The sequence below is a fragment of the Aeromonas sp. R10-1 genome, assembly GCF_040908465.1.
In the GTDB taxonomy this organism is placed as follows: domain Bacteria; phylum Pseudomonadota; class Gammaproteobacteria; order Enterobacterales; family Aeromonadaceae; genus Aeromonas; species Aeromonas caviae.
Genome location: NZ_JBFODT010000028.1, coordinates 73,828 through 97,280 on the forward strand (window position 1 = coordinate 73,828; position 23,453 = coordinate 97,280).

Consider the following 23,453-nt stretch of genomic DNA (forward strand, 5'->3'; position numbering starts at 1 on the left):
AGTAAGTCTTTGATTTTAATGGTGCCTGAGGCCGGAATCGAACCGGCACGACGCGAACGTCGAGGGATTTTAAATCCCTTGTGTCTACCGATTTCACCACTCAGGCACCGCAATCGGTATCAAGTCCGCGGGCGGGCTTGTCAATATGGAGGCACGTTCCGGAGTCGAACCGGACTAAACGGATTTGCAATCCGCTGCATAACCGCTTTGCTAACGCGCCATGCAAAAGAGAGGAACTCTCTATTGTCTGAATTTGGAGCGGGAAACGAGACTCGAACTCGCGACCCCGACCTTGGCAAGGTCGTGCTCTACCAACTGAGCTATTCCCGCATCGGTCTGGCTGACTGCCTGACTGTGAGAACGCATTCTAGCGATGTTCCCCGCCCAGTCAACCAAAAACATTTAATACGCTGATCGTTCGGGTGTTTTTTACCCTTGTCCCACACTTTTGGCGCTCATGGCCGTTTCTCGGCGCCAGTGGCAGAGAAACGGCCATCTTCCCGTTTGGACTAGAACCGGGAGTGGTAGCTGAGATCGCCCCAGGCAGCCTTCATGTACTGGAACATGGACCAGAAGGTGAGCACGGTGGCCACGTAGAGCAGCACATAGGCGAGCCACACCATCCAGATGTCGTATTGCCAGATGAGGCCGGTGAGCGACACCATCTGGATCATGGTCTTCCATTTGCCAATCCAGCTGACCGCCACCGAGGAGCGCTTGCCAAGCTCGGCCATCCATTCACGCAGGGCGGAGATGATGATCTCCCGGCCAATCATGGTCATGGCGGGGATGGTGACCCAGACGGTGTTGTAGTGCTCGACGATGACCACCAGGGCCGCCGCCACCATGATCTTGTCAGCCACAGGATCGAGGAAGGCGCCAAAGGCGGTGGACTGGTTAAGCTTGCGGGCAAGATAGCCGTCAAACCAGTCAGTTGCGGCCGCCAGGATGAAGACGATGGCCGCCGCCATGTAGGACCACTGATAGGGAAGGTAGAATAGGATGACGAAGACGGGGATGAGCAAAATCCGAAAGAACGTCAGCAGGTTAGGAATATTTGTCATTATTTTCAGCCACTTCTTGTATGCCGCTACATGGTAGCCCCAAGCCGATCGCGGATGCAACCGAACTGGCGCCCGCCTTGGTCCATTAATCCATCAATAACCTCAGGATGCCGGTCATTATGGCATTTGGTAGCCCCCTGCGTCACGGCTCTTGTGCGCAGGCGGCACGCCCTGATGCCCCCTGGCGTGACCTCCTTCACACCAAAGGCAGCGCTAGAGCGAGTGCAATGCGTCGTGGATGGACTGGGCCAGCTCCTGGCTGATGCCGGGCACCTTGGCGAGCTCGTCCACCCCGGCTTTTTTCACCTCCTGCAAACCCCCCAGGTATTTGAGCAGCGCCTGTCGCCGTTTCGGCCCCACCCCGGGAATGTCTTCCAGGGTACTGGTGGTGCGGGCCTTTGCCCGCCTGGCCCGGTGGCCCGTGATGGCAAAGCGATGGGATTCATCGCGAATGTGCTGGATGAGGTGCAAGGCGGGCATATCTGCCGGCAGGTGCAGCTCTTCGTGGCTGTCCCCCAGGATCAGGGTTTCCAACCCCGCCTTGCGGGTCACCCCCTTGGCGATGCCCACCAGCAGCGGGTATTTGCCGCCGAGAAACTCCAGCTGGCGCGCCAGGATCTCCTCCGCGCGGCGCAACTGGCCGAGACCGCCATCGATGAACAGCACATCCGGCACCTTGTCCGGCTCCTGCTGCTTGCCAAAGCGGCGCTCCAGCGCCTGCTCCATGGCGGCGTAGTCATCGCCACCGGTGATGCCGTCGATGTTGAAGCGGCGGTATTCCGAGGAGAGCGGCCCCTCCCGGTTGAACACCACGCAGGAGGCCACGGTGCGCTCCCCCATGGTGTGGGAGATATCGAAGCACTCCATGCGGGCGATGGGGCTCTCGAGCTCCAGCAGCTCCTCCAGCTGATCGTAACGGGCGGTGATGGTGCTCTTGTGGGCGAGGCGCGAGCGCAGCGCGGTCTGGGCATTGATGGAGGCGAGCTTGATGAAGCGGGCCCGTTCGCTGCGCGTCCGGCTCACCACCCGCACCTTGTAGCCGGCGGTCTGGCTCAGGGTGTCGGCGATGACGCTCTCATCCTCCAGCGCCACGTCCAGCAGCACCTCGCTCGGGATCTGCCGTCCCCCCTGCCCCGACAGATAGAACTGCAGCAGGAAGGATTGCACCACCTCGTCAAGCGGGGTATCGGCCGGCACTTTCGGGAAGTAACTGCGCGATCCCAGCACCTTGCCCTGGCGGATGAAGAGCACGTGGATGCAGGCGGTCCCCTGCTCGAAGGCCACCCCCACCACGTCGAGCTCGTCCAGCACGTTGCCGCTCACCGACTGCTGCTCGGTGACCCGGCGCAGGGCCTGGATCTGATCCCGGTAGCGGGCCGCCTCCTCGAAGCGCAGATCGCCGCTGGCGGACTCCATCTTGCCCACCAGTTCGCCGATCACCTGCTGGTTCTTGCCCGCGAGGAACAGCTTGGCCAGCGCCACCTGCTGGGCATACTCGGCCTCGCTCACCAGCCCCGCCACACAGGGGCCGGCGCAGCGCTTGAGCTGGTAGAGCAGGCAGGGGCGGGTACGGTTGGCATAGACGGCATCCTCGCACTGGCGCACCGGGAAGATCTTCTGCATCAGGTGCAGGCTCTCGCGTACCGCGCCACCGGAGGGGTAAGGGCCGAAATACTCCCCCTTCACCTTGCGGGCGCCGCGATGGACGCCGATGCGCGGGTGCCGATGGTCGGTGATGATGATCCAGGGGTAGGACTTGTCATCCCGCAGCAACACGTTGTAGCGGGGCTGGTACTGCTTGATGAGGTTGTGCTCGAGGATCAGCGCCTCGGTCTCGGTGTGAGTGACCGTTACCTGCACATCGGCAATCTGGCGCACCAGGGTGCGGGTCTTGATGCTGTCGACATTGGCTCGAAAGTAGGAGGCGAGCCGTTTTTTCAGATCCTTGGCCTTGCCCACGTAGATGACGGTGCCGCCGCTGTCGTACATGCGGTAGACACCGCTCTGGTGGGTGACGGCGCTCAGGAATGCCTTGCTGTCAAAATGGGGCTCGGGAGAGAGGGTCATCGGCAACTCGACTCAACGGATGAATGCAAAAAGACGGGGAGAGCATACTGCCCACAGCCTGCAAAAAGCAAAAGGCGGCCGGTGCCGCCTTTGGTGTCCACACGTACCCGTTACAGGGTGTCGGCATCCAGCATGCCATAACGAATGGCCAGATGGGTCAGCTCCACGTCACCGTTGATCCCCAGCTTGCTGAACAGGCGGTAGCGGTAGCTGTTGACCGTCTTCGGGCTCAGGTTGAGCTGCTCGGAGATGTCGGTCACCTTCTGCCCCTTGGTGATCATCATCATGATCTGCAGCTCCCGCTCGGAGAGGGACTTGAAGGGGTTCTCGTCGGCGGAGGCGAACTGGCTCAGGGCCATCTGCTGGGCGATCTCCGGGGAGATGTAGCGCTGACCGGAGTGAACCAGTCGAATGGCGTGGATCATCTCGTCCGGCGCGGCCCCCTTGGTGAGGTACCCGGCGGCGCCCGCCTGCATCACCTTGGTGGGGAACGGATTTTCTGAATGAATGGTCAGCACTATGATGCGTACATCAGGGCGGATCCGCAGGATCTTGCGGGTCGCTTCCAGACCGCCGATGCCCGGCATGTTCATGTCCATCAGGATCACATCGGGGTGATGTTGCCGACAGAAGGCCACCGCGGTTTCCCCGCTCTGCGCCTCGCCCACCACCTTGATCCCGCGGACGTCTTCCAAAATGCGTCTTATCCCTGTACGCACCAACTCATGATCATCGACCAGGAATACATTAATCACCCAAACACCCCGTTTTTTATCTCGTTATATGCCAGTTAGGGTTAACACGGCGTCTTGCATCATAACCAAACTCGATGATTTGGCAAACCATGGGCGGGAAAAGTTTGAAATTGCTCGTAAAATTCGTTTTAAATCAAATTATTATACAAAGAATCAATTAAAAAACGGCGCCCTGGGGCGCCGTATTGCATCAAAGCCGTTCCGCCAGCCTCAACCGGCCAGCAGCGCTCGCACCTTGTCGAGATCGGCCTGGGTGTCCACCCCCACCGGCGGGGCTTGCAGCGCCTGGGCCACGTGGATCTTCTCCCCGTACCAGAGCACCCGCAGCTGCTCCAGGGCTTCGACCTGCTCGAGCACGCTCGGTGCCCAGTCCACGTAACGCTGGATGAAGCCGGCGCGATAGGCGTAGATGCCGATGTGGCGTTGGTAGTGATCGCCAATCTGCTCGCGGCTCCCCGCAACGCGATCGCTGGCCGCAAAGCGGTCCCGATCCCAGGGGATGCTGGCGCGACTGAAATAGAGGGCATACCCCTCCCGGTCGGTCACCACCTTGACGGCATTGGGATTGAACGCCTCTTCGGCATCCCTGATCGGCACCGACAGCGTCGCCATGGGCGCGCTGGCCGCGGCCAGGTTGTCCGCCACCTGGCGGATGATGACGGGGGGAATGAGGGGCTCGTCCCCCTGCACGTTGACGATGATGGTATCGGCGGCAAAGCCGTAGTGACGGCACACCTCGGCCAGACGCTCGGTGCCGGACTGGTGATCCGGTGAGGTCATGCACACCTCGAACCCGGCAGCGGCGGCAAAGGGGGCCAGAGCCTGCTGCACCCGCTCGTCATCGGTGGCGACGATCACCCGATCGGCGCCCGATTGCAGGGCCTTCTCCACCACGTGCTGCACCATGGGCTTGCCGTGAATGTCGGCCAGCGGCTTGCCCGGCAGCCGGGTGGAGGCGTAACGGGCAGGAATGACGACGACGAAACTCATGGCTTCAGCTCTTCCAGCGCCAGATGACGGGCCCGGTTCTCCAGCAGCACCGGGATCCCCTCCTCCAGGGGATAGGCCAGTCTGTCGAAGCGGCAGATGAGCTCCTGAGGGCCCTCGGCGTGCGCTTGATAGTGCAGTTTCCCCTTGCAGACCGGGCAGGCGATGATGTCGAGCAGTTTAATATCCAGTGCCACAACGAAACTCCTTTAACGATTTCCCACAGGCGATCTTGCCTGGCATGTCAATGTGCAGGGCCAGCCCCCGAGTCCGGGCGCTGGCCGTCTGTTCCAATCCGGTGGCGCCCGTCAGGGCGCCTGGTGCCCGTTCCCTCTTCCGGGCTGCGGGCCCAGGGTGCGCAGCAGCGCCTCCCCCAGGGCATCGGGCAGCTCGGCGCTGACCGGCAGATACCACCAGTTGTCCGGGGCGAAGGGGCGGCACTTGACCGCATCCTTCTCGGTCATCAGCAAGGGGCGCTGGCCGAAGCGGGCCAGCAGCTCGGCGGCGTCGAACGCCTGGTGATCCCCGTAGCCGACGCTCTGCACCAGCTCGTAACCCAGGGCGGTCAGGGTGGCGAAGAAACGGGGGGGATGGCCGATGCCCGCCAGGGCATCCACCGGCCCCGAGAGGGGGGCCGTGAGAGGCGCATCGTCGCACACCCGGCGCAGGGTATCCGGCACCAGGCGCATGGCGTACTCGCCACGGGCGGGTTCGCCGCCGTTGCAGATGATGGCGTCCACCCGCTTGAGGCGGGTCGTGGGCTCGCGCAGCGGCCCCATCGGCAGCAGACAGCCATTGCCAAAGCGGCGCGCACCGTCCACCACCACCAGTTCGATGTCACGGGCCAGGGCATAGTGCTGCAGGCCGTCGTCGGTGACGATGATGTCCACCTCACCGCTTTGCTCCAGCAACCGCACTGCATCGGCCCGTCTGGGGGCCACCGCCACGGGACAACCGCAGCGTCTGGCGATGAGCACGGACTCATCCCCGGCCTCGGCCGGGGTGCTGCTCTCATCCAGTCGATAGGGGTAATGGGGCGCCTTGCCGCCATAGCCGCGGCTGACCACGCCGGGGCGCCAGCCCCGGGCCTGGAGTTGTTCCACCAGCCAGACCACCACCGGGGTCTTGCCGTTGCCCCCCACCGAGAGATTGCCCACCACCACCACCGGCAGGGTGGCCCGATAGGCGCTGAACCAGCCCCGGCGATACCCCAGACGGCGGACGCCGCTGATCAGGGCAAACAGCAGGGCGAAGGGGGCCAGCCCCCAGCGCCAGAGGCTGTTCCCGTACCAGAGTCTGGCCAGCATCAGCCCTTGTTACCCGTGGCTGTATTACCAAACTGAATGGCCCGCAGCTGGGCATAAGTACCATGCATGTCCATCAGGGTTTGGTGGTTGCCGCGCTCGACGATGTGCCCCTCGTCGATCACCAGGATCTCGTCCGCCTTCTCGATGGTGGAGAGGCGGTGGGCGATCACGAGGGAAGTGCGCGCCTTGCACAGCTCGTCGATGGCCGCCTGGATGTGACGCTCGGACTCGGTGTCCAGGGCCGAGGTGGCCTCGTCCAGCAGCAGCACCGGGGAGTCCCGCAGCAGGGCGCGGGCGATGGCGATGCGCTGGCGCTGGCCGCCGGAGAGGGAGGCGCCGTTCTCGCCGATGACGGTGTCATAGCCTTCCGGCATCTTGCTGACGAAGTCGTCCGCATGGGCAATGCGGGCCGCCTGCTTGATCTCGTCGCGGCTGTACTTCTCTTCCGCCGCGTAGGCGATGTTGTTGGCCACGGAGTCGTTGAAGAGGTGCACGTGCTGGGAGACCAGGGCGTACTGCTTGCGCAGCTCGCTCAGGCGGTATTCGCGGATGTTGACGCCATCCAGCAGAATTTCCCCCTCTTCGATGTCATAGAAGCGGGTCAGGAGGCTCGCGATGGTGCTCTTGCCGGAGCCGGAACGACCCACCAGGGCCACCGATTTGCCCGCCTCCACCTTGAAGCTGATGTTGCGCAGCGCCGGTGTCTCCTTGGTCGGGTAGGTGAAGGTGACGTTGCGAAACTCGATTTCACCTCGGGCACGTTCCAGGGTCCGGGTGCCGGTGTCCTGCTCCGGGGTGGAGTCCAGCAGACCGAACAGGCTCTGGCAGGCGGTGATGCCGCGCTGGAACTGGTTGTTCACGTCGGTCAGGCTTTTCAGCGGCTTGAGCAGCATCATCATGGAGGTGACCATGACGGTGAAGGTGCCCGCAGTCAGGGTCGCCTTGACGCTGTCGATGGTGGCGACATAGAGGAAGACCGCAAGGGCCACGGAGGCCACCATCTGGACGATGGGGCTGCCAATGGCGTCGGCGGCGACCATCTTCATGGTCTGCTGGCGCATCCGGTTGCTCACCTGGTAGAAGCGCTTGTCCTCCACTTCCTGACCCCCGAACATCAGCACCTCTTTGTGCCCCTTGAGCATCTGCTCGGTGGAGGTGGTGATGTCACCCACCGCCTGCTGGATGTGGCGGCTTATCTTGCGAAAACGTCGGCTGATGATGCTGATGAGGATCCCGACCAGGGGCCCCACCACCAGGAAGATCACCGACAACTGCCAGGAGTGCCAGAACATCAGGCCCAGCAGGCCGATGACGGTGGCCCCTTCCCGCACCAGAGAGACCAGGGTCGAGCTCGCGGCGGACGACACCTGACCGGCGTCATAGGTCACCTTGGAGAGCAGGTTGCCGGTGTTCTGGCGGTCGAAGAAGCTCATGGGCATGGCCATCAGGTGGCTGAACACCTGCTGCTGCAGGCGCATCACCACGTGGTTGCCGACCCAGGCCATGCAGTAGTTGGAGAGGAAGGCGGCGCAGCCACGCAGAGCCACGATGCCGAGGACGAAGAAGGGCATCCACTTGAGCACGCTGCTGTCGTTGCCGTTGAGCCCCTGATCGATAAGCGGTTTGATGGAGTAGACGAAGGTGGTATCCACGGCCGCGTAACCCAGCATGCCAATGATGCCGCCCACCAGACCCAGCTTGCGATCCCGGACATAACCGAGCAGGCGCTTGAAGACGGTCCAGCTCTCTTGTGAGGTTTCTTGTTGCATGAATAGCCGTTAATAAGGGAAATGACGGGCTATTCTAGCCAAACCTTGGAGCTACACCAAGCGCCGCTGGCGCGATGGCTACAACCCGGGTCACAAATGAAGGCCGCCCCTTGCCGGGCAGGCTCACCGGATCCTCACTCCCTTCCCCATACCTGCGGCTGCCACCAGGGGCCGCCACGCCTGTACCAGGGCCCCTGCTCCCGCTCGGCCCGGATCCTGAGCCCCGCGTCCCCCGGCTCGATCAGGATGGCGCCCGCCTCCCCCGTGACCCACTGCCGCGCCCCTTGGTATCGCGCTACCACCTCGGGGCGGGGAAAGCCCCACTGGTTCATGAAGCCTGCGCTGTGCACCACGAAGGCAGGTTTCACCGCCGCCACGAAGGGGGCCGTGGAGGAGGTGCGACTGCCATGATGCGGGCTCACCAGCAGGGTGCTGGCCAGCCCCGCGCCCTCCACCTCCTCCAGCGCCAGTGCCAACAGGCGGCGCTCCGCCTGCTGCTCGATGTCGCCGCTCAGCAGCAGCCGATGACGCCCGTCGTCCAGCTGTACCACACAACTGTCGTTGTTGCGCCCCGCCCCGGCTGCCAGGGGCCAGAGCACCCGCACATCCAGTCCCTGCCAGTGCCACTGCTGACCTCGGCGGCAGGCCTGGGTAGCCGGTGCAAAGGGGAAGGAGGAGAGCTCCTGGCGCACCGCCATGCTCTGCAGCAGAGCCTGCCGGTTGCCCGCGTGATCCCTGTCTCTGTGGCTGATGATCAGGGTGTCGATCACCCGGATGCCGAGCCGGTTGAGCAGGGGCAGGATGGCCGCATCCGCCATGTTGTAGCCCCCTGGGTAGCGATCCCCGGTATCAAACAGGATGGCCCGATCCCCCCGGGTGACGAGCACCGAGAGCCCCTGCCCCACGTCCAGCACCCGCACCTGCCAGGAAGCGGGAGCAGGCCAGAGGGCAAGTAGCAGGGCCGCCGCCACCGGCCCCCCCAGGGTGCGCCCTCCCGGCAGGTGCCATCCCGTCCACAGCAGGATCAGCAGGGCGCTGGCGGGCATCAGCCAGCCGGGCACCGGCCACCAGAGCTGCAGGCGATCCGCCAGCTGCGTGAGCCCCCACAGCACCCACTCCAGGCCGAAGGCGGAGACCCAGAGCAGGCCGTGGGCCAGCAACGTGGAGAGGGGCGCCACCAGCACGCCGATGAGCGCCAGGGGAATGATGACAAGGCAGAACAGCGGCAGTGCCAGCAGATTGAGCAGAAACGCCAGGGGCGCCATCCCCTCGAACAGCAGCAGTTGCAGGGGCAGCAATCCGAGTAGCAGCAGAAGTTGCAGCCGCACCAGGCCGGGGCGATCGTGCAGCAGGCTCGCCAGCAACAGCAGGGCCACCGCCAGAAAAGAGAGCCAGAACCCCGCCGAATAGAGGGCGAAAGGGTCCCACAATGTCAGCACCACGAAGGCCCACAGCCAGATACGGTGGCTCGGCCAGTCCCGCTTTAGCCAGCGCAACAGGCTCCACACCAGCACCATGATGAGGGCACGCTCGGTGGCCACCGCAAACCCCGCCAGCCAGCTGTAGGTGGCCGCGAACAGGAGTGACACGCAGATAGCCCCGCGCAGCCCGAACAGCCGCCCGAGCCACCAGCCGAGCACCGCCACCAGAGCGATATGCTGGCCCGAGATGGCGATGATGTGGGTCAGGCCGCTGCCGCGAAAGAGTTCCCACTGGGCATCCGTGATCCCCCCCTGCTCCCCGAAGGTGAGGGCCGCCAGCAGGGGGGCCTGTGCCATCCCCTCCCAGGCGCGACTCGCCGCCGCCAGCCAGCGATCGCGCACACCCGGGGGCACGGCATCCAAGGCGATGACCCGGCGCAGGTTGCCGGTGGCGGTGATCCCCTTGCCAAGGAGCAGGCGCCGCCCATCCATCCCCGCTTCGTTGGCCAGGCCATGGGCCGGCTTGAGAGAGGTCACCAGGGTGACGCGGCTGCCGGCAGGCAACGGCGGCAACACCTGATAGGCATTGACCCGCACCAGAGGTGGCACGATGAGGGGGCGATCGTCCAGGGTGTCGAGGCGCAGCAGCAGGCGCGCAAATTTATCCCCCTCTTTCTCTCCCGAAGACTCCGTACTTTGCACGTGTGCGGTTATGATGTGGCTCGTTTTTTTGCCAAGCTGATCCAGCCAGGCAAGCCGGTAGTGCAAATTCACCTGCATCCAGAGGATGCCGAGCAGCAGAAACAGCAGCCGCCAGCAACGACCACCGGCGAGGGGGAGCGCGAGCAGCAGCATCAGGCCACCCCATTCCCATGAAGGCAGCCATGGCCAAAGCAGTGAGGAGCTTGCCCCCAGGGCAAACGACAACAGACGCAGATCCATGGAGCAAGTATTTAGCAAGGTTCAGAACATGCCCAAACGAATCATACAGCGCTGGCTACCCGACCCGGCGACCCTCAAGGAACACAAGCACTTGCGACTCTTTGGCAAGCTACTGCTGGATGCCAACCTCTGGCATCTCAACCGGCGCTCCGCCGCCGGTGCCTGTGCGGTCGGCCTCTTCATGGCCTGGGTGCCCCTCCCCTGCCAGATGCTGCTGGCCGCTGGCGGCGCCATCGCCTGCCGGGTCAACCTGCCCCTCTCGGTAGCCCTGGTCTGGCTCTCCAACCCCCTGACCATGCCACCGCTGTTTTATGGCGCCTATCTGGTGGGCTGCCAGTTGCTGGGGCAACCCTCCCAGCACATCGAGATCACCTTCACCTGGGCCTGGCTGGTGTCGGTGTTCGAGACGGTGGCCCCACCGCTCTTGCTGGGCTCCCTGGTGCTTGCCCTGCTGAGCGCCCTCGTCGGCTATGTCCTGGTTCGCGCGGGCTGGCGCCTGAGCACGGTGCGCCAGTGGCAAAAACGCAAGGTGGCGCGCCCATGCTGAATCGCTGGTTGGCCCGCTTCAAGATTGACCCCGATACCCTGCGCCAACAGAAGTGGTTCGCCCTCTTTGGCGAGCGACTGCTGACACCCGCCCTCTGGCAAGGGGGAACGCGGGCCCTCTGTGGCGCCGTGGCGGCCGGGCTGTTCGCCAGCTGGGTCCCCATGCCCATGCACTCCCTGGTGGCCGTCGCCCTGGTGCTGGCCTTCAGCTTCAACCTGCCGCTGGCCCTCTTGGCGGTCTGGTTCAACAACCCGCTGACACTCCCCTTCATGTACCTCTACGCCTATCGTACCGGTTGCCTAGTGCTGAACGAGACGCCAGCCCCCTTCCGTCTCACCTGGTCCCTGCACTGGCTGGAGCAGGAAGCGGCTATCCTGGTGCCCCCCTTCCTGCTCGGCAGCCTGCTGCTGGCGGTGCTGAGCGCTGCCGCTGGCGCCTTGCTCACCCTGCTGCTGTTGCAACTGGGCAAGCTGACCCGCCCCCGCTAGGTTGCCAGCACGCCGTCCTTGTCTCGGGCGGCGTGCCTTGCCATCGTCTGCCTCTGCCACCACACTCCTTGTAACCCGTTGTTTTTCGACCCCCATTCGAAACAAGGAGCCCACCATGGCCGAACCGCTCACGCTGGCCCATGCCAATGGCCACCCCCTCTCCCTGCTACCCGCCATGGCCAATCGCCACGGCCTCATCACCGGGGCCACCGGCACCGGCAAGACAGTCACCCTGCAGGTGCTGGCGGAGGGGTTTTCCCGCCTCGGCGTGCCGGTCTTTCTGGCCGACGTGAAGGGGGATCTGAGCGGCCTGGGCGCCGCCGGCACCCCCTCTGCCAAGCTGGATGCCCGTCTGGCCCAGCTCGGCCTTCAGGCACCCGACTTTGCCGCCAGCCCCACCCTGTTCTGGGATCTCTTTGCCGAAGAGGGCCACCCGGTGCGGGCCACCGTCTCCGACATGGGGCCTCTGCTGCTTGCACGCCTGCTTGGCCTCAACGACACCCAGAGCGGGGTGCTGGAGCTGGTGTTCAAGGTGGCGGACGACGAGGGGTTGCTGCTGCTCGATCTCAAAGACCTGCGGGCCATGGTGCAGTTTGCGGGGGAGCACGCCAAGACCCTCACCACCCGCTACGGCAATGTGTCAACCGCCTCCATCGGCGCCATCCTGCGCAACCTCCTCACCCTGGAGAGCGCGGGCGGCGATCACTTCTTCGGCGAGCCCATGCTGGACATCCAGGATCTGATGCAGACCGACGAGGCGGGCCACGGCCATATCAATGTGCTGGCCGCCGGCAAGCTCACCCAGTCCAGCCGCCTCTATGCCTGCTTCCTGCTCTGGCTGCTCTCCGAGCTGTTCGAACAGTTGCCCGAGATAGGGGATCCGGAAAAGCCCGTGCTGGTGTTCTTCTTCGACGAGGCCCACCTGCTGTTCAAGGATGCGCCCAGGGCGCTGCTGGAGAAAATTGAGCTGGTGGTGCGCCTCATCCGCTCCAAGGGGGTGGGCGTCTATTTCGTGACCCAGAGCCCGGCCGACATCCCCGACAGCGTGCTGGGGCAGCTTGGCAACCGGGTGCAGCACGCCCTGCGCGCCTTCACCCCGAGCGATCAGAAGGCGGTGCGCATCGCCGCCAACACCCTGCGGGCCAACCCTGCCTTCGACGCCGCCGGAGCCATCACTGAACTGGGGGTCGGGGAGGCGCTCATCTCCCTGCTCGACGAGAAGGGGCGGCCCAGCGTGGTGGAGCGCGCCTTCATCGCGCCCCCGGCCAGCCGCATCGGCCCCCTGAGCGCGGCCGAGCGCCATGCGCTTATTCAGGGCTCATTGCTCTACGGCAGATACGACACCCAGGAGGACAGGGAGTCCGCGTTCGAGCGACTTCAAGAGACATCGCCCGCCGCCGGTGACGAGACCGCTTCCCCACAGACCGACCAGGGTGGCGGTCTGCTGGATGCCTTGAATGGCATCCTGTTCGGTCGCACCGGCCCCCGTGGTGGCCAGCATGACGGGGTGGTGCAGACCGCCGCCAAGAGCGTGGCCCGCACCCTCGGCAACGAGGTGGGACGCCAGCTGATGCGCGGGGTGCTCGGCTCCCTGCTGGGGAGCAGCAAGCGGCGCCGCTGATGCCGGAAAATGAAAAAGCCCGCCGTGTCGGCGGGCCTTTTATGGCTGAAGCAAGGCGCTTAGCGCAGATGCTTCTCTCTTACAACACCTTGGCGATGGCGTCGCAGAGGGGATCAATGTTGGCGCGGGTGATGCCTGCCACGCTGATCCGGCCGGAGCCGACAATGTAGATGGCGAATTCGCTCTTGAGGCGCTCCACCTGATCCTTGGAGAGACCGGAGAAGGAGAACATGCCGTTCTGTTCGCGGATGAAACTGAAATCCTGGTTCACCCCCCGCTCGGCCAGCTTCTCCACCAGCAGCTCGCGCATCTCGCGAATGCGCACCCGCATGGCGGCCACTTCTTCCACCCACTCCGCATAGAGGGCCGGGTCGCTCACCACGGTGGTGACAACGGCGGCGCCGTGTGACGGCGGGTTGGAGTAGTTGGCACGAATGACGGTCTTCACCTGGGTGAAGGCGACGTCGGCCACCGCCTTGGTCGCGCAGACCAGGGTGAAGGCGCCGACCCGCTCGTTGTAGAGGCCGAAGTTCTTGGAGAAGGAGCTCGCCACCAGCAGCTCGTCGTGGCACTCGGCGAAGATGCGAAGGCCTTCGGCATCCTCTTCGATACCCCGGGCGAAGCCCTGATAGGCAAAGTCAAAGAGCGGCAGCCAGCCGGCGGCGGCACTCTGCCTGGCCAGGGCGCGCCACTGCTCGGTGGTGGGGTCGATACCGGTCGGGTTGTGGCAGCAGCCGTGCAGCAGCACCAGATCCCCCGCCTGCGCGTCAGACAGGGAGGCCTGCATGGCGGCGAAGTCGAGTCCCTTGGTGGCGGCGTCGTAGTACTTGTACCACTTGACGGTCAAACCGGCCGCCTGGAACACGCTGACGTGGTTCGCCCAGGTGGGATCGGAGATCCAGATGGTCTTGGCGAGATTGTTGCGTACCACGAACTCGGCGGCGATGCGCAGGGCACCGGTACCGCCCGGCGCCTGCGCCGTCTTGGCGCGGCCGCTGGTCACCAGGGCGGCATCACGGCCGAACAGCAGTTGCTGCACGATGCGGCCGTATTCGATATTGCCTTCGATACCGAGGTAGTTCTTGGTCTTCTCGTCGGTCAAGAGCTTCTGCTCGGCTTGCTTGACGCAGTGAAGGATAGGAGTGGCACCGGTCTCATCCTTGTAGATACCGACCCCCAGATTGATCTTGTGGCTGCGAGTGTCGGCACGGAAGGCTTCGGTCAGGCCCAGGATCGGATCCGCTGGGGCGGCAACAACCTTTTCAAACATGGTATTCCCTGTAGTCCGTTGAGTTCGTTGGCTGGCAAAGTAGGTTGGCAAACAAAAGCGCCCGTCCAGGGAGCGCTTCGTCAGCTCTTTATACCACTGCCTTCCATAGGGGAAAACCGCTTTCTCGGCGCCACCTCAACCAATCCCGTGCCAATCCGGTGCCAGGGCACACACCTCGACCGACAGACCCCGATTCGACTCCACCAGATCATTGCACTGTGCCAGCAGCGCACGGGGGATACGGCTCGGCTCCCAGGGCCGACCATCCCCCAGGGGAGCCCCGTAAGCCGCCTTGATGGGCACCAGATCCCGGGGCAACCACCAGCTCGCCGGTCTCCCCAACCGCTGGGCCAATGCCAGTACTCTGTCGACCCCGGCCGGATCCAGGGCAGTGAGGTGGCTCCAGAGGGTCTGGGGCGGCAAGGCGGCGATCAGGGGCTCCAGCGTGCCGGGATCCTCGGCGGGATACCAGACCAGCAGGGCGTCGGCGGGCAGTGGCAACTCGGCGAAGGCGCCGACGGCATCGGTCGTGATCACCCGCTGTATCTCCCCCTCTCCCCAGAGGATCTTGCCAAGCTGCGCCAGGGTGCGGGCTGGCAGCGCCACCTCCCCCAGGGTCTGGAGCCAGGGGGCGGCATCCAGCAGGGTGCCGCCGCTGAGAAACAGGCTGAACGGCCGTGCGGCCCGCAGACGAAGGGGCAGATCACTGCAAAGCCGGATCCCCTTGTCTTCGAAGTCGATCTGCTCGATGGGGCTGAAATGACCCTCCCCCTTGCGATACAGGGCCGCCAGCACCCGCTCGTTGACCCTCTCCCCCAGTTGCCAACCGTGGGATTGCAGCCACTCCTCGGGTTCCGGCGGGGCACTGGCCATCTTCGCCAGCATCAGCTCCCGGGTCAGATAGCGGTGTCCGGCAGGGGTGAGCTCATAGTGATGATTGCCAAGGGCCAGCAGCAACTGGTTGTCCCGAAGCATGCCGATGAGCGGCTGCCATTGACGACCGCGAACAGCCTGGGAGCCGCCGCTCAGCAACTGCTGTGCCAGCGCGCGCCACTCGGGGTGGGTGAAATCGATCAAAGGCATTCTTCCCTGTCGGCCAATCTGCTTCAACAAATTGAATAATCTAGCGATTTACCAGAGGAGAACCAAGGGGGCAAGGAAGACAACGTGATATGGCGCAGGGCCAGAGGGCGAAAAGTGATGAAGGAGGCAAAAAACAGAACGGCCAAGCAAGCTTGGCCGTTCATCAACTAAATCAGCGCAGAGGCTAGATTAGAAGTTGTATTGCAGGGCAACAGTGAACTCGTCGTCCTTGTCGTTGATACCCTGGATTTTGTACTCGGTGTACGCCTTGAACTTGGAAGTGAAGTTGTACTGCACGCCCAGCAAGGTTTCGTCGACGATGTCTTCGTAAGAAGAACCGGCGGAGTTGGACAGTACCTTGCCTTCGGCGAAGTTGTAACCGGCCAGGAAGGTCCAGGCGTCAACGTTGTAGGAAGCAGCCAGCTCGTAGCCACGGCCCTTGTCCTTGTTGTTGCCTTGGGTGGTGTTGTCGTAGCTCAGGTCACCCTGGGTGTACATACCGGCGAAGTAGAAACCGTTGATGGCGTAGTGTGCGCCCAGGGCCCACTCTTTCTTGTCGCCAGAAGCGGTGCTGACGGTGCTTTCCAGGTCGGAGTAAGCGTAACCGGCGTTCAGGCCCAGACCGAAGTCGAAGTCGTAGCCAGCAGCAGCGGCGTAGCCGTAGTTGCGCTTGACGTTCGGACCGTAGACGTCGGTTTCCTTGATGCCTTGACCGATGTCAGTAACCTTGACAGCTACGTCATCGTTGGTCTGGTAGGACACTTTGCCCTTGAAGCCACCGAAGGTGTTGGAGTAGATGATCTGGCCTTCTTGACGACCGTCGTAGAAGTTACCTACGTCACCCCATTCGTTGAAGATATCGGTCGGCTCCAGCACGTCGTAGAACGCGGTGTCGGTCTGGCCGAAGATGATCTTGCCGTACTGGGTACCGTCCAGGCCGACATAGATGTGACGGGAGTTGAACTTGTTGTCAGAGTTTTCGGCGGATACTTGCCACTCGGTCTTGGCGATACCGGACCAGGTGTTGTTCAGGCCGACTTTGCCGGACCAGCCCAGACGGGAGGAACCAACCAGTTCAGCGTCGGTATCGTCGTGGTCTGCGTACATGTTGGCTTGTACACGGCCGTAGATGTCAAAGGAGGTGCCGTCTTTGTCGTAAACGACAGCAGCGTTGGCTGCGGATGCGAACAGAGCCGGGATAGCAATAGCCAGAATTGTCTTTTTCATAGTTTCCAATGCCTACTGTAATTAAACACTAAGTCCTTGTTATTCCCTGTGTTAGCGATGTTCTTTGCATCACTATGGCGCCGAGACTATCACCGGGTTTTCGAATCCGCAATGAAAAAACTTGGAACTTTTTATGAAAACCATAGTCACAGGGAAAAATTTGTGAGCTGAATCTCACAATGTTTGCCCCATCAGGGAAAACGTTTACAGCGATACTCTCTGCCTGAATCCCTCTTTTTTGGTGGTTTATTGCAACCCCCTGTTCCCTCATAACATATGTGCAAAGCCGGGGCTGACCCGACTGCTTCTCCCCTGCCTCGACCCGGGCCGCCTGTTGCGGGTATCCTGTTGCCATCCACACCGACACGGCCACACCTTCTTTATGCTATCGACTCGCCTCAAAGCCACCATCCGCAATACCTATCGCCAGATTGCCGATGGTTTACCCGGTTTTGTGCCGCGCAAGGAGCAGAATTTCCTGGTTGCCGAAATCGCCAAGACCCTGACGGGAGAATATGACAGGAGTCGCCGCATCCTGGTGGCCGAGGCAGGCACCGGCATCGGCAAGTCCCTCTCCTATGCCCAAGGGGCCATACCAGTGGCACGGCTGACCCAGAAGAAGCTGGTGATCTCCACCGCCACCGTGGCCCTGCAGGAGCAGCTCATCCACAAGGATCTCCCCTTTTATCACCGTCACAGCGAGCTGCCGTTTCGTTTCATGCTGGTCAAGGGGCGCCAGCGCTACTGCTGCGAGCACCTGCTGGAGCAGGCAGCAAACGGCAGCGAGATGGCCAATTTCGAGCTCGACTTCGGCGCATTGAGCAAACACAAGCCATCGGATGCTGACAAAGCGTGCTACCAGGGGCTGTGGCAGGCCTACACCGAAGGCAAGTGGGACGGGGATCGGGACAACTGGCCCAAACCCATTCCGGACCCTTGCTGGGATCGCATCGCCGCCGACCGCCACACCTGCAACAAGGCCCTGAGCCACCATCAGCACTGCCCCTTCCATCGGGCCCGCAACGACATGGACGCAGCAGACGTGCTGGTGGTCAACCACGCCCTGCTGCTCTCCGACCTCACCATGGGGGGCGGCATCATATTGCCGCCACCGGACGAGTGCATCTATGTGCTGGACGAAGCCCATCACCTGCCCACCATCGCCCGGGATCACGGCGCCGCCAGCGCCAGCATCAAGGGATCCCGCCGCTGGCTGGAAAAGCTGGTGCAAAGCGCTGGCAAGCTGGCCAGGACGCTGAACAAGGAGAGCCTCCTCGACCCCCAGCTCAAACTGCAGGATGCCCTGGCCTCTCTCCAGCCGGATCTCAAGGCCCTCGAACAGTGGCTCACCAGCAATGATCACCTCTTTGGCGGCGAGCCCCACCACAGATTCGCCGATGGGGTGCTGCCGGATCCCCTGCCCATGCTGGCGGAAAACCTCAAGGAGGCGAGCAAGAAGGCACTGAGGGCGCTGGACAGAATGCAGGGGGCCATCGGCGAGGCGCTCAAGGATGGCGAAATTCGTCGCAAGGAGGCCGAGCCTCTGCTGGCGGAGAGTGGTTTTCACTTGCAACGGCTCGAGAGCTTCTGCGCCCTCTGGGAGATGCTGAGCCGCCATGTTCCCACCGGCAAGACACCCCTCGCCCGCTGGATGGCCAGAAGCGAGGACGGGGACATCTGGCTGCACGCCTCCCCCATCGAGGTGGGGTATCTGCTGGAGGAGTGGCTCTGGTCCCGCTGTCTCGGGGCCGTGCTGGTGTCGGCGACCCTCACCGCCCTCTCCTCCTTCAGTTATTTTCGCCACCAGGTAGGGCTCAAGGAGCATGACGGCACCCGCTATCTGCGGCTGCGCTCCCCCTTCGACTACCACAAGGCCGAACTCTATCTGCCCAAGATGGCCCATGAGCCCAGTGCCCCCGCCTTCACCCAGGAGTTGATCGATACCCTGCCCCGCCTGCTGGCAGGCAAGGAGGCCAGCCTGGTGCTCTTCTCCTCCTATCGCCAGATGAACGAGGTGGCGGTGGGGCTGCGGACCAAAGGGATGTCGCTCCTGGTACAGGGGGAAGCGTCCCGCAGCGCCCTGCTCCTCTTGCACAAACAGAAGTGCGACGGCGGCCAGGCCAGCATCCTCTTTGGCACCGGCAGCTTCTCGGAAGGGCTGGATCTGCCTGGCCACTACCTCACCAACCTGGTGATCACCAAGCTCCCCTTCGCGGTGCCCAACTCCCCCGTGGAAGAGGCGACCGCCGAGTGGATAGAGCAGCGCGGCGGCAACCCCTTCCTGCAACTGACGGTGCCGGAGGCGTCGCGCAAGCTCATCCAGGCCTGTGGCCGCCTCATCCGAAAAGAGGCGGATCGGGGGCGGGTCACCATCCTGGACCGGCGCCTGCTGACCAAGCGCTACGGCAAGGGCCTGCTGGACGCCCTCCCCCCCTTCACCCGACGCATCGAGTGACACGGCTGACGCCCGCCATGCGCTCCCCTGACCCTCATGTCAGGAGGGGGCAGGAAGATAGAAGAGCACGCTGCCCGCAGGACTCGGGGCAGCGGGATCCACACCCTGCACACCGGAAGGCGCCATAAACGGCTATTGCCGCTGTGGGGCAAACCTGTAAAAATGACCCCCTATTTTTCAGTGGGCAATTGCCTGACTGTTCAAGGAGATGAAATGAAACTGACTGTTCTGGTACCGGCCCTGGCTGGTCTGTTGTGGGCAGGTAGCGCCCTGGCCGCTAGCCAACTGGAAATTACGAATCCCTATGTCATCCAGCTGCTCGATGGCGAACCCGTCAACCCCCAGCTGCTCGATAAAGCCACCGTCTTCTCCCTGGAGCCCGGCAGGCACCAGGTCGTGGTCGCCTTCGAGGGCAACTACTCCAGCCGCAGTGAAACCAAGCTGGTCACCGCAGAGCCCCTGGTGATCAACTTCACCGCCGCCGACAACCAGCAACTCTTCCTCGACTTCAAGAAGCCCCGCAAGGAAGAAGAAGCCAAGCGTTTCGTCAAGGAACAGAACGTCGTTCTGAAAGACAAATCCACCGGCCAGGTTCTGAAATCCGAGCAGTTCGTCATGCCGACCGTGGGTGGCTTCCAGCTGACCCGTGACTATCAGCAGGAGCTGCTGAAGATGGGCAAGGCCTTCAACCAGCCCAAGACCGTTTCCGTCTCCACCGCCGCCGTGATGGCTGCCGCCAGCGCACCGGTGGAAGTGGCCCCGAGCAAGGCCATGAGCAACCCGGAAGCCCTGACCCAGCTGCAGAGCTGGTACAACAAGGCCGATGCGGAGACCCGCAAAGCCTTCCAGATCTGGGTGATCCAGCAGCAGTAAGGCGCATCGCACGCCTGCATCGAGGGGAGCCTGGCTCCCCTTTTTCATACCCGTTCATGGCCGATGCTTCATGTCACTGCGCATCTTCTATCACCCCCACTACTCCGCCCTGACGCTGCCCGAGCGTCACCGCTTCCCCCTGGCCAAGTACCAGGCGCTGTTTGAACGCCTCATCGCCCTCGACTATCCGCTGGCACAGGCCGCCCCTGCCAGCCGTGAGCAGATAGAGAAGGTGCACGATGCGGCCTATGTACAGGCCGCCCTCGCCGGCACCCTCGATGAAGGGGCCATTCGCCGGCTCGGCTTTCCCTGGTCTCCCCTGCTGATTGAACGTACCCTGCACTCGGTCGGCGCCACCCTGGCCGCCAGCCGCCACGCCCTTGCACAAGGCTGCGGACTGCAGATCTCCGGCGGCTACCACCACGCCCACCGGGGGTTTGGCAGCGGCTTCTGCCTCTTCAACGATCTGGTGATCGCGGCGCGAACCTGCCTGGACGAGGGACTCTGCGAGCGAGTATTGATTGTGGATCTCGATGTCCATCAGGGAGATGGCAGCGCCGCCCTGTGCACGGACAGCCGTGACATCATCACCCTCTCCCTGCACGGGGAACACAACTTCCCCCGCCACAAGCCGGCCTCCCATCTGGACTTTCCCCTGCCAAGCGGCATGGAGGACGACGCCTATCTCGAGACCCTGGACCAGGCCCTCGCCCTGGCTCATCGCCTCTATGCCCCCGACTTCATCCTCTATCAGGCCGGGGTGGATGTGCACCGGGACGACGAGCTAGGCTACCTCTCCCTGAGCGACTCCGGCGTGCGCCAGCGCGATGCCATGGTCTTTGACTCTGCGCTTCGCCACGGGCTGCCCATCACCGCCGTACCGGGAGGGGGTTATCGGCGAGACTGGCAGCAGTTGATCCCGCTGCACCTCTCGCTCTTTGAAGTAGCAAGGCACCGGTTTGGTTGAGCGGCACCACCCGGCCCATGATGAAAAAAGGCGACCCTTGGGTCGCCTCTTCTATATCCAGTGCGCAGGGATGATGACGCCGTCTGCCCTCAGGCATGGGCCATCGGCGTCGGGTGCTCGCCCATCTTGCGCAGCAGCATCAGCAGATAGACAAGGGAGACCCCGGCAATCACCATGAACAGCAGATGATCCGAGTAGTGCTGCATCAGGAGCGCCGTCAGGGTCGGCCCGAGCAGGCTGCCGATGGTGTAACTCAGCAGCAGCGCCTGGTTCATGGCCACCAGTTGATGCTGCTCCACCTTCTCGCAGGCCCAGGCCATGGCCACCGGATAGAGCGTGAAGCCCGCGGCCCCCAGAATGAACAGCGTCGGTCCCATGGCCGCGTTGCCGAGCATCGCCATGGCCCCCAGGATCACCACCAGCACCTGTACCCGCAGCACCGGCAGGCGCCCGAAACGATCCGCCAGACGCCCCACCGGCCATTGCCCCAGGATGCCGGCGCTCACCATCACCGCCATCCAGTAGCCGATGGCCCCGTCGCTCACCCCCTGGTGGTTCAGATAGAGCGGCATCAGACCATAAAGCACCCCCAGCACGATGCCGGAGAGGATGCAGCCGTTCACCCCCAGACGCGCCTGACGCAGGCGCAGCATCGGCCAGACCGGAGTCCTGGCCTGGTGGTTGCCTGACGGACTGGCGATGCGGGTGAACAAGAGCGGCAGCATGGCCGTCAACACCAGGGCGGTCACCCAGGGCAGCACCGCCATCAGCGACGTCGGCACCTTGCTCACCAGCAGTTGCCCAAGCACAGTGCCCACGTAATAGACCATCATGTAGGCGGCCAGCAGGCGACCCCGATTGCGGGCGTTGCCGCTGCACATCAGCGCGCTCTCCACCACCACCCAGATCATGGCGCAGCCGACTCCGGCGATGAATCGCCAGGCGAGCCAGCTCCAGAACGCCAGGGTAATGCCGAGCCCGACGCAGCCTGCGGCAAAGAGCGCACTGGCCAGGTAGTAACTGCGATTGAAGCCGCAGCGGGCGATGAGTCTGCCCGCCAGCAGGGTTCCCAGCAGGTTGCCGGTGAAATAGGAGGAGCCGACCATGCCGACCTGCCAGGTGGGCAGATGCTCATGGGCGAGCCAGAGCGGCACCAGGGTATTCAATACCGCGATGGCCAGGGTCAGCAACAGCAGGCCACAGAGCAGGAGCAGCACCGGGCGGGAGTATGTGGTCATGGATAGAACCGTGGGGAGAGGCAAAATGCGAGCGCATCATGCCACCGCCTGTGCCTTTGTCAATCGGCACTGAGGCCGGGTCACAAGGTTTTTCTGCCCACCGTGATGGCAACGCGGCACGGCCCTCCCCTGACGGGAGCCTCATCCCCTTGATTGGCCGGCACCTTGGTCATGATAAGGGGAACCGGGCGGTTGAATATCGACCCTGTGCCTCCCTCACGCCAGAGCGCCATGACCAGAAGAGGCGACCCAGGGCCGCCTCTTCTTTCTATCAAGCACAACCTATCGTGCACAACGTCGGTCAGCGCTGGCGCTTCTTGGCGTACTTGCGACGAGCCCGGGCCTGGCGCTCCTCTTCCCGCTCCGCCTTCTCCCTGGCTTTCTGCTCAGCCTCGGCCTGGGCTTCCACTATCTCGACGCTCACCATCTCTGGCGTCTCCAGGGAGATCCGCCCCAGCATGCCGGACCGGAATTCATTGACCAGGATTTCCGAGGCCTTGTGCAGATCCGCAAGCCCCCCCTTGCGCATGAAGCCGCGCTGACGGGCAATGAGATCCAGCAGCTCGATCTCGGTCTCCGGCAGCTCGCTCAGCTGGTAGCGTGCCTTGATGCGCTCCGGATAGGCCTTGATGAAGTAGTCGGCGGCAAACATGGCGATGTCGGCGTAATCGAAGACGGTATCCTTGATGGCCGCCGTGATCGCCAGTCGATAACCGCAGGAGGGCGGGTTGAGCTTGGGCCACAGGAAGCCAGGGGTGTCCGTCAGGATGACGTGGTTGTCGAGCTTGATCCGCTGCTGGGACTTGGTCACCCCCGCCTCGTTGCCGGTCTTGGCGATGATGCGCCCCGCCAGGGTGTTGATCAGGGTGGACTTGCCCACGTTGGGGATGCCCATGATCATGGCGCGCACCCCGCGCAGCTCGAAGTTGCGCTCCGGCAGCATCTCGTGGCACAGGGTCAGCAGTTGCTTGATCATCGCAGGCTCCTGCTGGGTCAGGGGCAGTGCCTTGATCCCCTTCTCCTGCTCCATGTGGGCCACCCACAGCGCGGTGATCTCGGGGTCGGCAAGGTCTGCCTTGTTGAGCACCTTGATCACCGGCGTCTCCCCGCGCAGCTCCGGCACCAGGGGGTTCTCGCTGGAGAAGGGGATGCGGGCGTCGAGCATCTCGATGATGACATCGACCTGGGGCATGACCTCTGCAATCTCTTTGCGGGCCTTGTGCATGTGGCCGGGGAACCAGTTGATGGACATATCCGTTACTCTCTCATTGGCATGCGGTCCCCTCTCGGGGCTGCGGGCGCTCGGGGTTGCGGGTGCGTGGTGATGCGCCAGACCGCTGGCACTCATCGCAAGGGGGCGCATTTTACCTGC

General features: G+C 63.4%; 19 protein-coding genes and 3 tRNA genes. 6 read left to right on the forward strand and 16 right to left on the reverse strand.

Annotated features, from left to right (window positions below; translation table 11 throughout):
• Positions 1-19: 19 nt before the first annotated feature.
• The 11 genes from AB5Y93_RS14815 to AB5Y93_RS14865 all read right to left on the reverse strand — a co-directional run bounded on the left by AB5Y93_RS14815 (position 20) and on the right by AB5Y93_RS14865 (position 10,225).
• Positions 20-106: transfer RNA gene (locus AB5Y93_RS14815), tRNA-Leu, on the reverse strand.
• Between the two features lie 40 nt (positions 107-146).
• A tRNA-Cys gene (locus tag AB5Y93_RS14820) sits at positions 147-220 on the reverse strand.
• Between the two features lie 34 nt (positions 221-254).
• Positions 255-330 (reverse strand) — tRNA-Gly (locus AB5Y93_RS14825).
• A gap of 179 nt (positions 331-509) precedes the next feature.
• Complete coding sequence (pgsA, locus tag AB5Y93_RS14830) at positions 510-1,064, reverse strand: CDP-diacylglycerol--glycerol-3-phosphate 3-phosphatidyltransferase (protein ID WP_010675229.1); 555 nt, start codon at positions 1,062-1,064, stop codon at positions 510-512.
• 213 nt (positions 1,065-1,277) lie between these two features.
• Entirely contained in the window at positions 1,278-3,131 is a 1,854-nt protein-coding gene (uvrC, locus tag AB5Y93_RS14835; protein ID WP_161653772.1) for an excinuclease ABC subunit UvrC, read from the reverse strand.
• Positions 3,132-3,241: 110 nt separating this feature from the next.
• Positions 3,242-3,886, reverse strand: coding sequence for a UvrY/SirA/GacA family response regulator transcription factor (uvrY, locus tag AB5Y93_RS14840; protein WP_010675231.1), 645 nt, complete (start codon positions 3,884-3,886; stop codon positions 3,242-3,244).
• Positions 3,887-4,096: 210 nt separating this feature from the next.
• A complete protein-coding gene (gene kdsB, locus AB5Y93_RS14845) occupies positions 4,097-4,876 on the reverse strand; it encodes a 3-deoxy-manno-octulosonate cytidylyltransferase (protein WP_049636856.1) in 780 nt (259 codons plus the stop codon).
• Complete coding sequence (locus AB5Y93_RS14850; protein ID WP_010675233.1) at positions 4,873-5,070, reverse strand: Trm112 family protein; 198 nt, start codon at positions 5,068-5,070, stop codon at positions 4,873-4,875. The genes kdsB and AB5Y93_RS14850 overlap by 4 nt, the downstream gene beginning before the upstream one ends.
• Positions 5,071-5,181: 111 nt before the next feature.
• The gene (lpxK, locus tag AB5Y93_RS14855) at positions 5,182-6,180 is read right to left on the reverse strand and encodes a tetraacyldisaccharide 4'-kinase (protein WP_368229721.1); all 999 of its coding nucleotides are present in this window, start codon (positions 6,178-6,180) and stop codon (positions 5,182-5,184) included.
• Positions 6,180-7,949: a lipid A ABC transporter ATP-binding protein/permease MsbA gene (gene msbA / locus AB5Y93_RS14860; RefSeq protein ID WP_010675235.1), complete on the reverse strand. Its 1,770-nt coding sequence runs from the start codon at positions 7,947-7,949 to the stop codon at positions 6,180-6,182. Before msbA ends, lpxK begins: the two co-directional genes overlap by 1 nt.
• Positions 7,950-8,083: 134 nt before the next feature.
• Positions 8,084-10,225 carry a DNA internalization-related competence protein ComEC/Rec2 gene (locus AB5Y93_RS14865; protein WP_368229722.1) on the reverse strand — a complete coding sequence of 714 codons (2,142 nt, stop codon included), beginning with the start codon at positions 10,223-10,225 and terminating at the stop codon, positions 8,084-8,086.
• A 115-nt stretch (positions 10,226-10,340) separates the two neighbouring features.
• Between AB5Y93_RS14865 and AB5Y93_RS14870 the strand changes: the two genes are divergently transcribed.
• The 3 genes from AB5Y93_RS14870 to AB5Y93_RS14880 all read left to right on the forward strand — a co-directional run bounded on the left by AB5Y93_RS14870 (position 10,341) and on the right by AB5Y93_RS14880 (position 12,968).
• The gene (locus AB5Y93_RS14870) at positions 10,341-10,859 is read left to right on the forward strand and encodes a DUF2062 domain-containing protein (RefSeq protein WP_010675237.1); all 519 of its coding nucleotides are present in this window, start codon (positions 10,341-10,343) and stop codon (positions 10,857-10,859) included.
• A complete protein-coding gene (locus AB5Y93_RS14875; protein ID WP_201969334.1) occupies positions 10,853-11,347 on the forward strand; it encodes a DUF2062 domain-containing protein in 495 nt (164 codons plus the stop codon). Before AB5Y93_RS14870 ends, AB5Y93_RS14875 begins: the two co-directional genes overlap by 7 nt.
• A 115-nt stretch (positions 11,348-11,462) precedes the next feature.
• Positions 11,463-12,968 (forward strand): helicase HerA-like domain-containing protein, encoded by a 1,506-nt coding sequence (locus AB5Y93_RS14880; protein WP_323956427.1) that lies wholly within the window; start codon positions 11,463-11,465, stop codon positions 12,966-12,968.
• Between the two features lie 79 nt (positions 12,969-13,047).
• Here the strand turns inward: AB5Y93_RS14880 and AB5Y93_RS14885 are convergent, their stop codons facing one another.
• The 3 genes from AB5Y93_RS14885 to AB5Y93_RS14895 form a co-directional block, all read right to left on the reverse strand.
• The gene (locus tag AB5Y93_RS14885) at positions 13,048-14,238 is read right to left on the reverse strand and encodes an amino acid aminotransferase (protein WP_010675240.1); all 1,191 of its coding nucleotides are present in this window, start codon (positions 14,236-14,238) and stop codon (positions 13,048-13,050) included.
• 135 nt (positions 14,239-14,373) lie between these two features.
• Positions 14,374-15,315 (reverse strand): hypothetical protein, encoded by a 942-nt coding sequence (locus AB5Y93_RS14890; protein ID WP_201925877.1) that lies wholly within the window; start codon positions 15,313-15,315, stop codon positions 14,374-14,376.
• A 195-nt stretch (positions 15,316-15,510) separates the two neighbouring features.
• Complete coding sequence (locus AB5Y93_RS14895; protein WP_041214891.1) at positions 15,511-16,548, reverse strand: porin; 1,038 nt, start codon at positions 16,546-16,548, stop codon at positions 15,511-15,513.
• Positions 16,549-16,930: 382 nt separating this feature from the next.
• Here AB5Y93_RS14895 and dinG point away from each other — a divergent pair, with 382 nt between their 5' ends.
• From dinG to AB5Y93_RS14910, 3 genes are all read left to right on the forward strand, one after another.
• Entirely contained in the window at positions 16,931-19,003 is a 2,073-nt protein-coding gene (gene dinG, locus AB5Y93_RS14900) for an ATP-dependent DNA helicase DinG (RefSeq protein WP_319855222.1), read from the forward strand.
• A 213-nt stretch (positions 19,004-19,216) separates the two neighbouring features.
• A complete protein-coding gene (locus AB5Y93_RS14905; RefSeq protein ID WP_039040268.1) occupies positions 19,217-19,876 on the forward strand; it encodes a DUF2057 domain-containing protein in 660 nt (219 codons plus the stop codon).
• A 70-nt stretch (positions 19,877-19,946) separates the two neighbouring features.
• Entirely contained in the window at positions 19,947-20,843 is an 897-nt protein-coding gene (locus AB5Y93_RS14910) for a histone deacetylase (protein ID WP_368229723.1), read from the forward strand.
• Between the two features lie 89 nt (positions 20,844-20,932).
• Here AB5Y93_RS14910 and AB5Y93_RS14915 read toward each other — a convergent pair whose 3' ends face one another.
• The gene (locus AB5Y93_RS14915; protein WP_048207961.1) at positions 20,933-22,081 is read right to left on the reverse strand and encodes an MFS transporter; all 1,149 of its coding nucleotides are present in this window, start codon (positions 22,079-22,081) and stop codon (positions 20,933-20,935) included.
• A 301-nt stretch (positions 22,082-22,382) separates the two neighbouring features.
• Positions 22,383-23,333 (reverse strand): ribosome biogenesis GTPase YlqF, encoded by a 951-nt coding sequence (ylqF, locus tag AB5Y93_RS14920; RefSeq protein ID WP_368229724.1) that lies wholly within the window; start codon positions 23,331-23,333, stop codon positions 22,383-22,385.
• Positions 23,334-23,453: the final 120 nt, after the last annotated feature.

What these genes read in the sequence shown, in the direction of transcription:
- pgsA (WP_010675229.1), bottom strand. Translation starts at nt 1,064, where the DNA reads ATGACAAATATTCCTAACCTGCTGACGTTCTTTCGGATTTTGCTCATC.
- ylqF (WP_368229724.1), bottom strand. Translation starts at nt 23,333, where the DNA reads ATGTCCATCAACTGGTTCCCCGGCCACATGCACAAGGCCCGCAAAGAG.
- AB5Y93_RS14885 (WP_010675240.1), bottom strand. Translation starts at nt 14,238, where the DNA reads ATGTTTGAAAAGGTTGTTGCCGCCCCAGCGGATCCGATCCTGGGCCTG.
- uvrC (WP_161653772.1), bottom strand. Translation starts at nt 3,131, where the DNA reads ATGACCCTCTCTCCCGAGCCCCATTTTGACAGCAAGGCATTCCTGAGC.
- msbA (WP_010675235.1), bottom strand. Translation starts at nt 7,949, where the DNA reads ATGCAACAAGAAACCTCACAAGAGAGCTGGACCGTCTTCAAGCGCCTG.
- AB5Y93_RS14905 (WP_039040268.1), top strand. Translation starts at nt 19,217, where the DNA reads ATGAAACTGACTGTTCTGGTACCGGCCCTGGCTGGTCTGTTGTGGGCA.
- AB5Y93_RS14895 (WP_041214891.1), bottom strand. Translation starts at nt 16,548, where the DNA reads ATGAAAAAGACAATTCTGGCTATTGCTATCCCGGCTCTGTTCGCATCC.
- AB5Y93_RS14870 (WP_010675237.1), top strand. Translation starts at nt 10,341, where the DNA reads ATGCCCAAACGAATCATACAGCGCTGGCTACCCGACCCGGCGACCCTC.
- lpxK (WP_368229721.1), bottom strand. Translation starts at nt 6,180, where the DNA reads ATGCTGGCCAGACTCTGGTACGGGAACAGCCTCTGGCGCTGGGGGCTG.
- kdsB (WP_049636856.1), bottom strand. Translation starts at nt 4,876, where the DNA reads ATGAGTTTCGTCGTCGTCATTCCTGCCCGTTACGCCTCCACCCGGCTG.
- AB5Y93_RS14910 (WP_368229723.1), top strand. Translation starts at nt 19,947, where the DNA reads ATGTCACTGCGCATCTTCTATCACCCCCACTACTCCGCCCTGACGCTG.
- AB5Y93_RS14865 (WP_368229722.1), bottom strand. Translation starts at nt 10,225, where the DNA reads ATGCTGCTGCTCGCGCTCCCCCTCGCCGGTGGTCGTTGCTGGCGGCTG.
- AB5Y93_RS14915 (WP_048207961.1), bottom strand. Translation starts at nt 22,081, where the DNA reads ATGACCACATACTCCCGCCCGGTGCTGCTCCTGCTCTGTGGCCTGCTG.
- AB5Y93_RS14880 (WP_323956427.1), top strand. Translation starts at nt 11,463, where the DNA reads ATGGCCGAACCGCTCACGCTGGCCCATGCCAATGGCCACCCCCTCTCC.
- dinG (WP_319855222.1), top strand. Translation starts at nt 16,931, where the DNA reads ATGCTATCGACTCGCCTCAAAGCCACCATCCGCAATACCTATCGCCAG.
- AB5Y93_RS14875 (WP_201969334.1), top strand. Translation starts at nt 10,853, where the DNA reads ATGCTGAATCGCTGGTTGGCCCGCTTCAAGATTGACCCCGATACCCTG.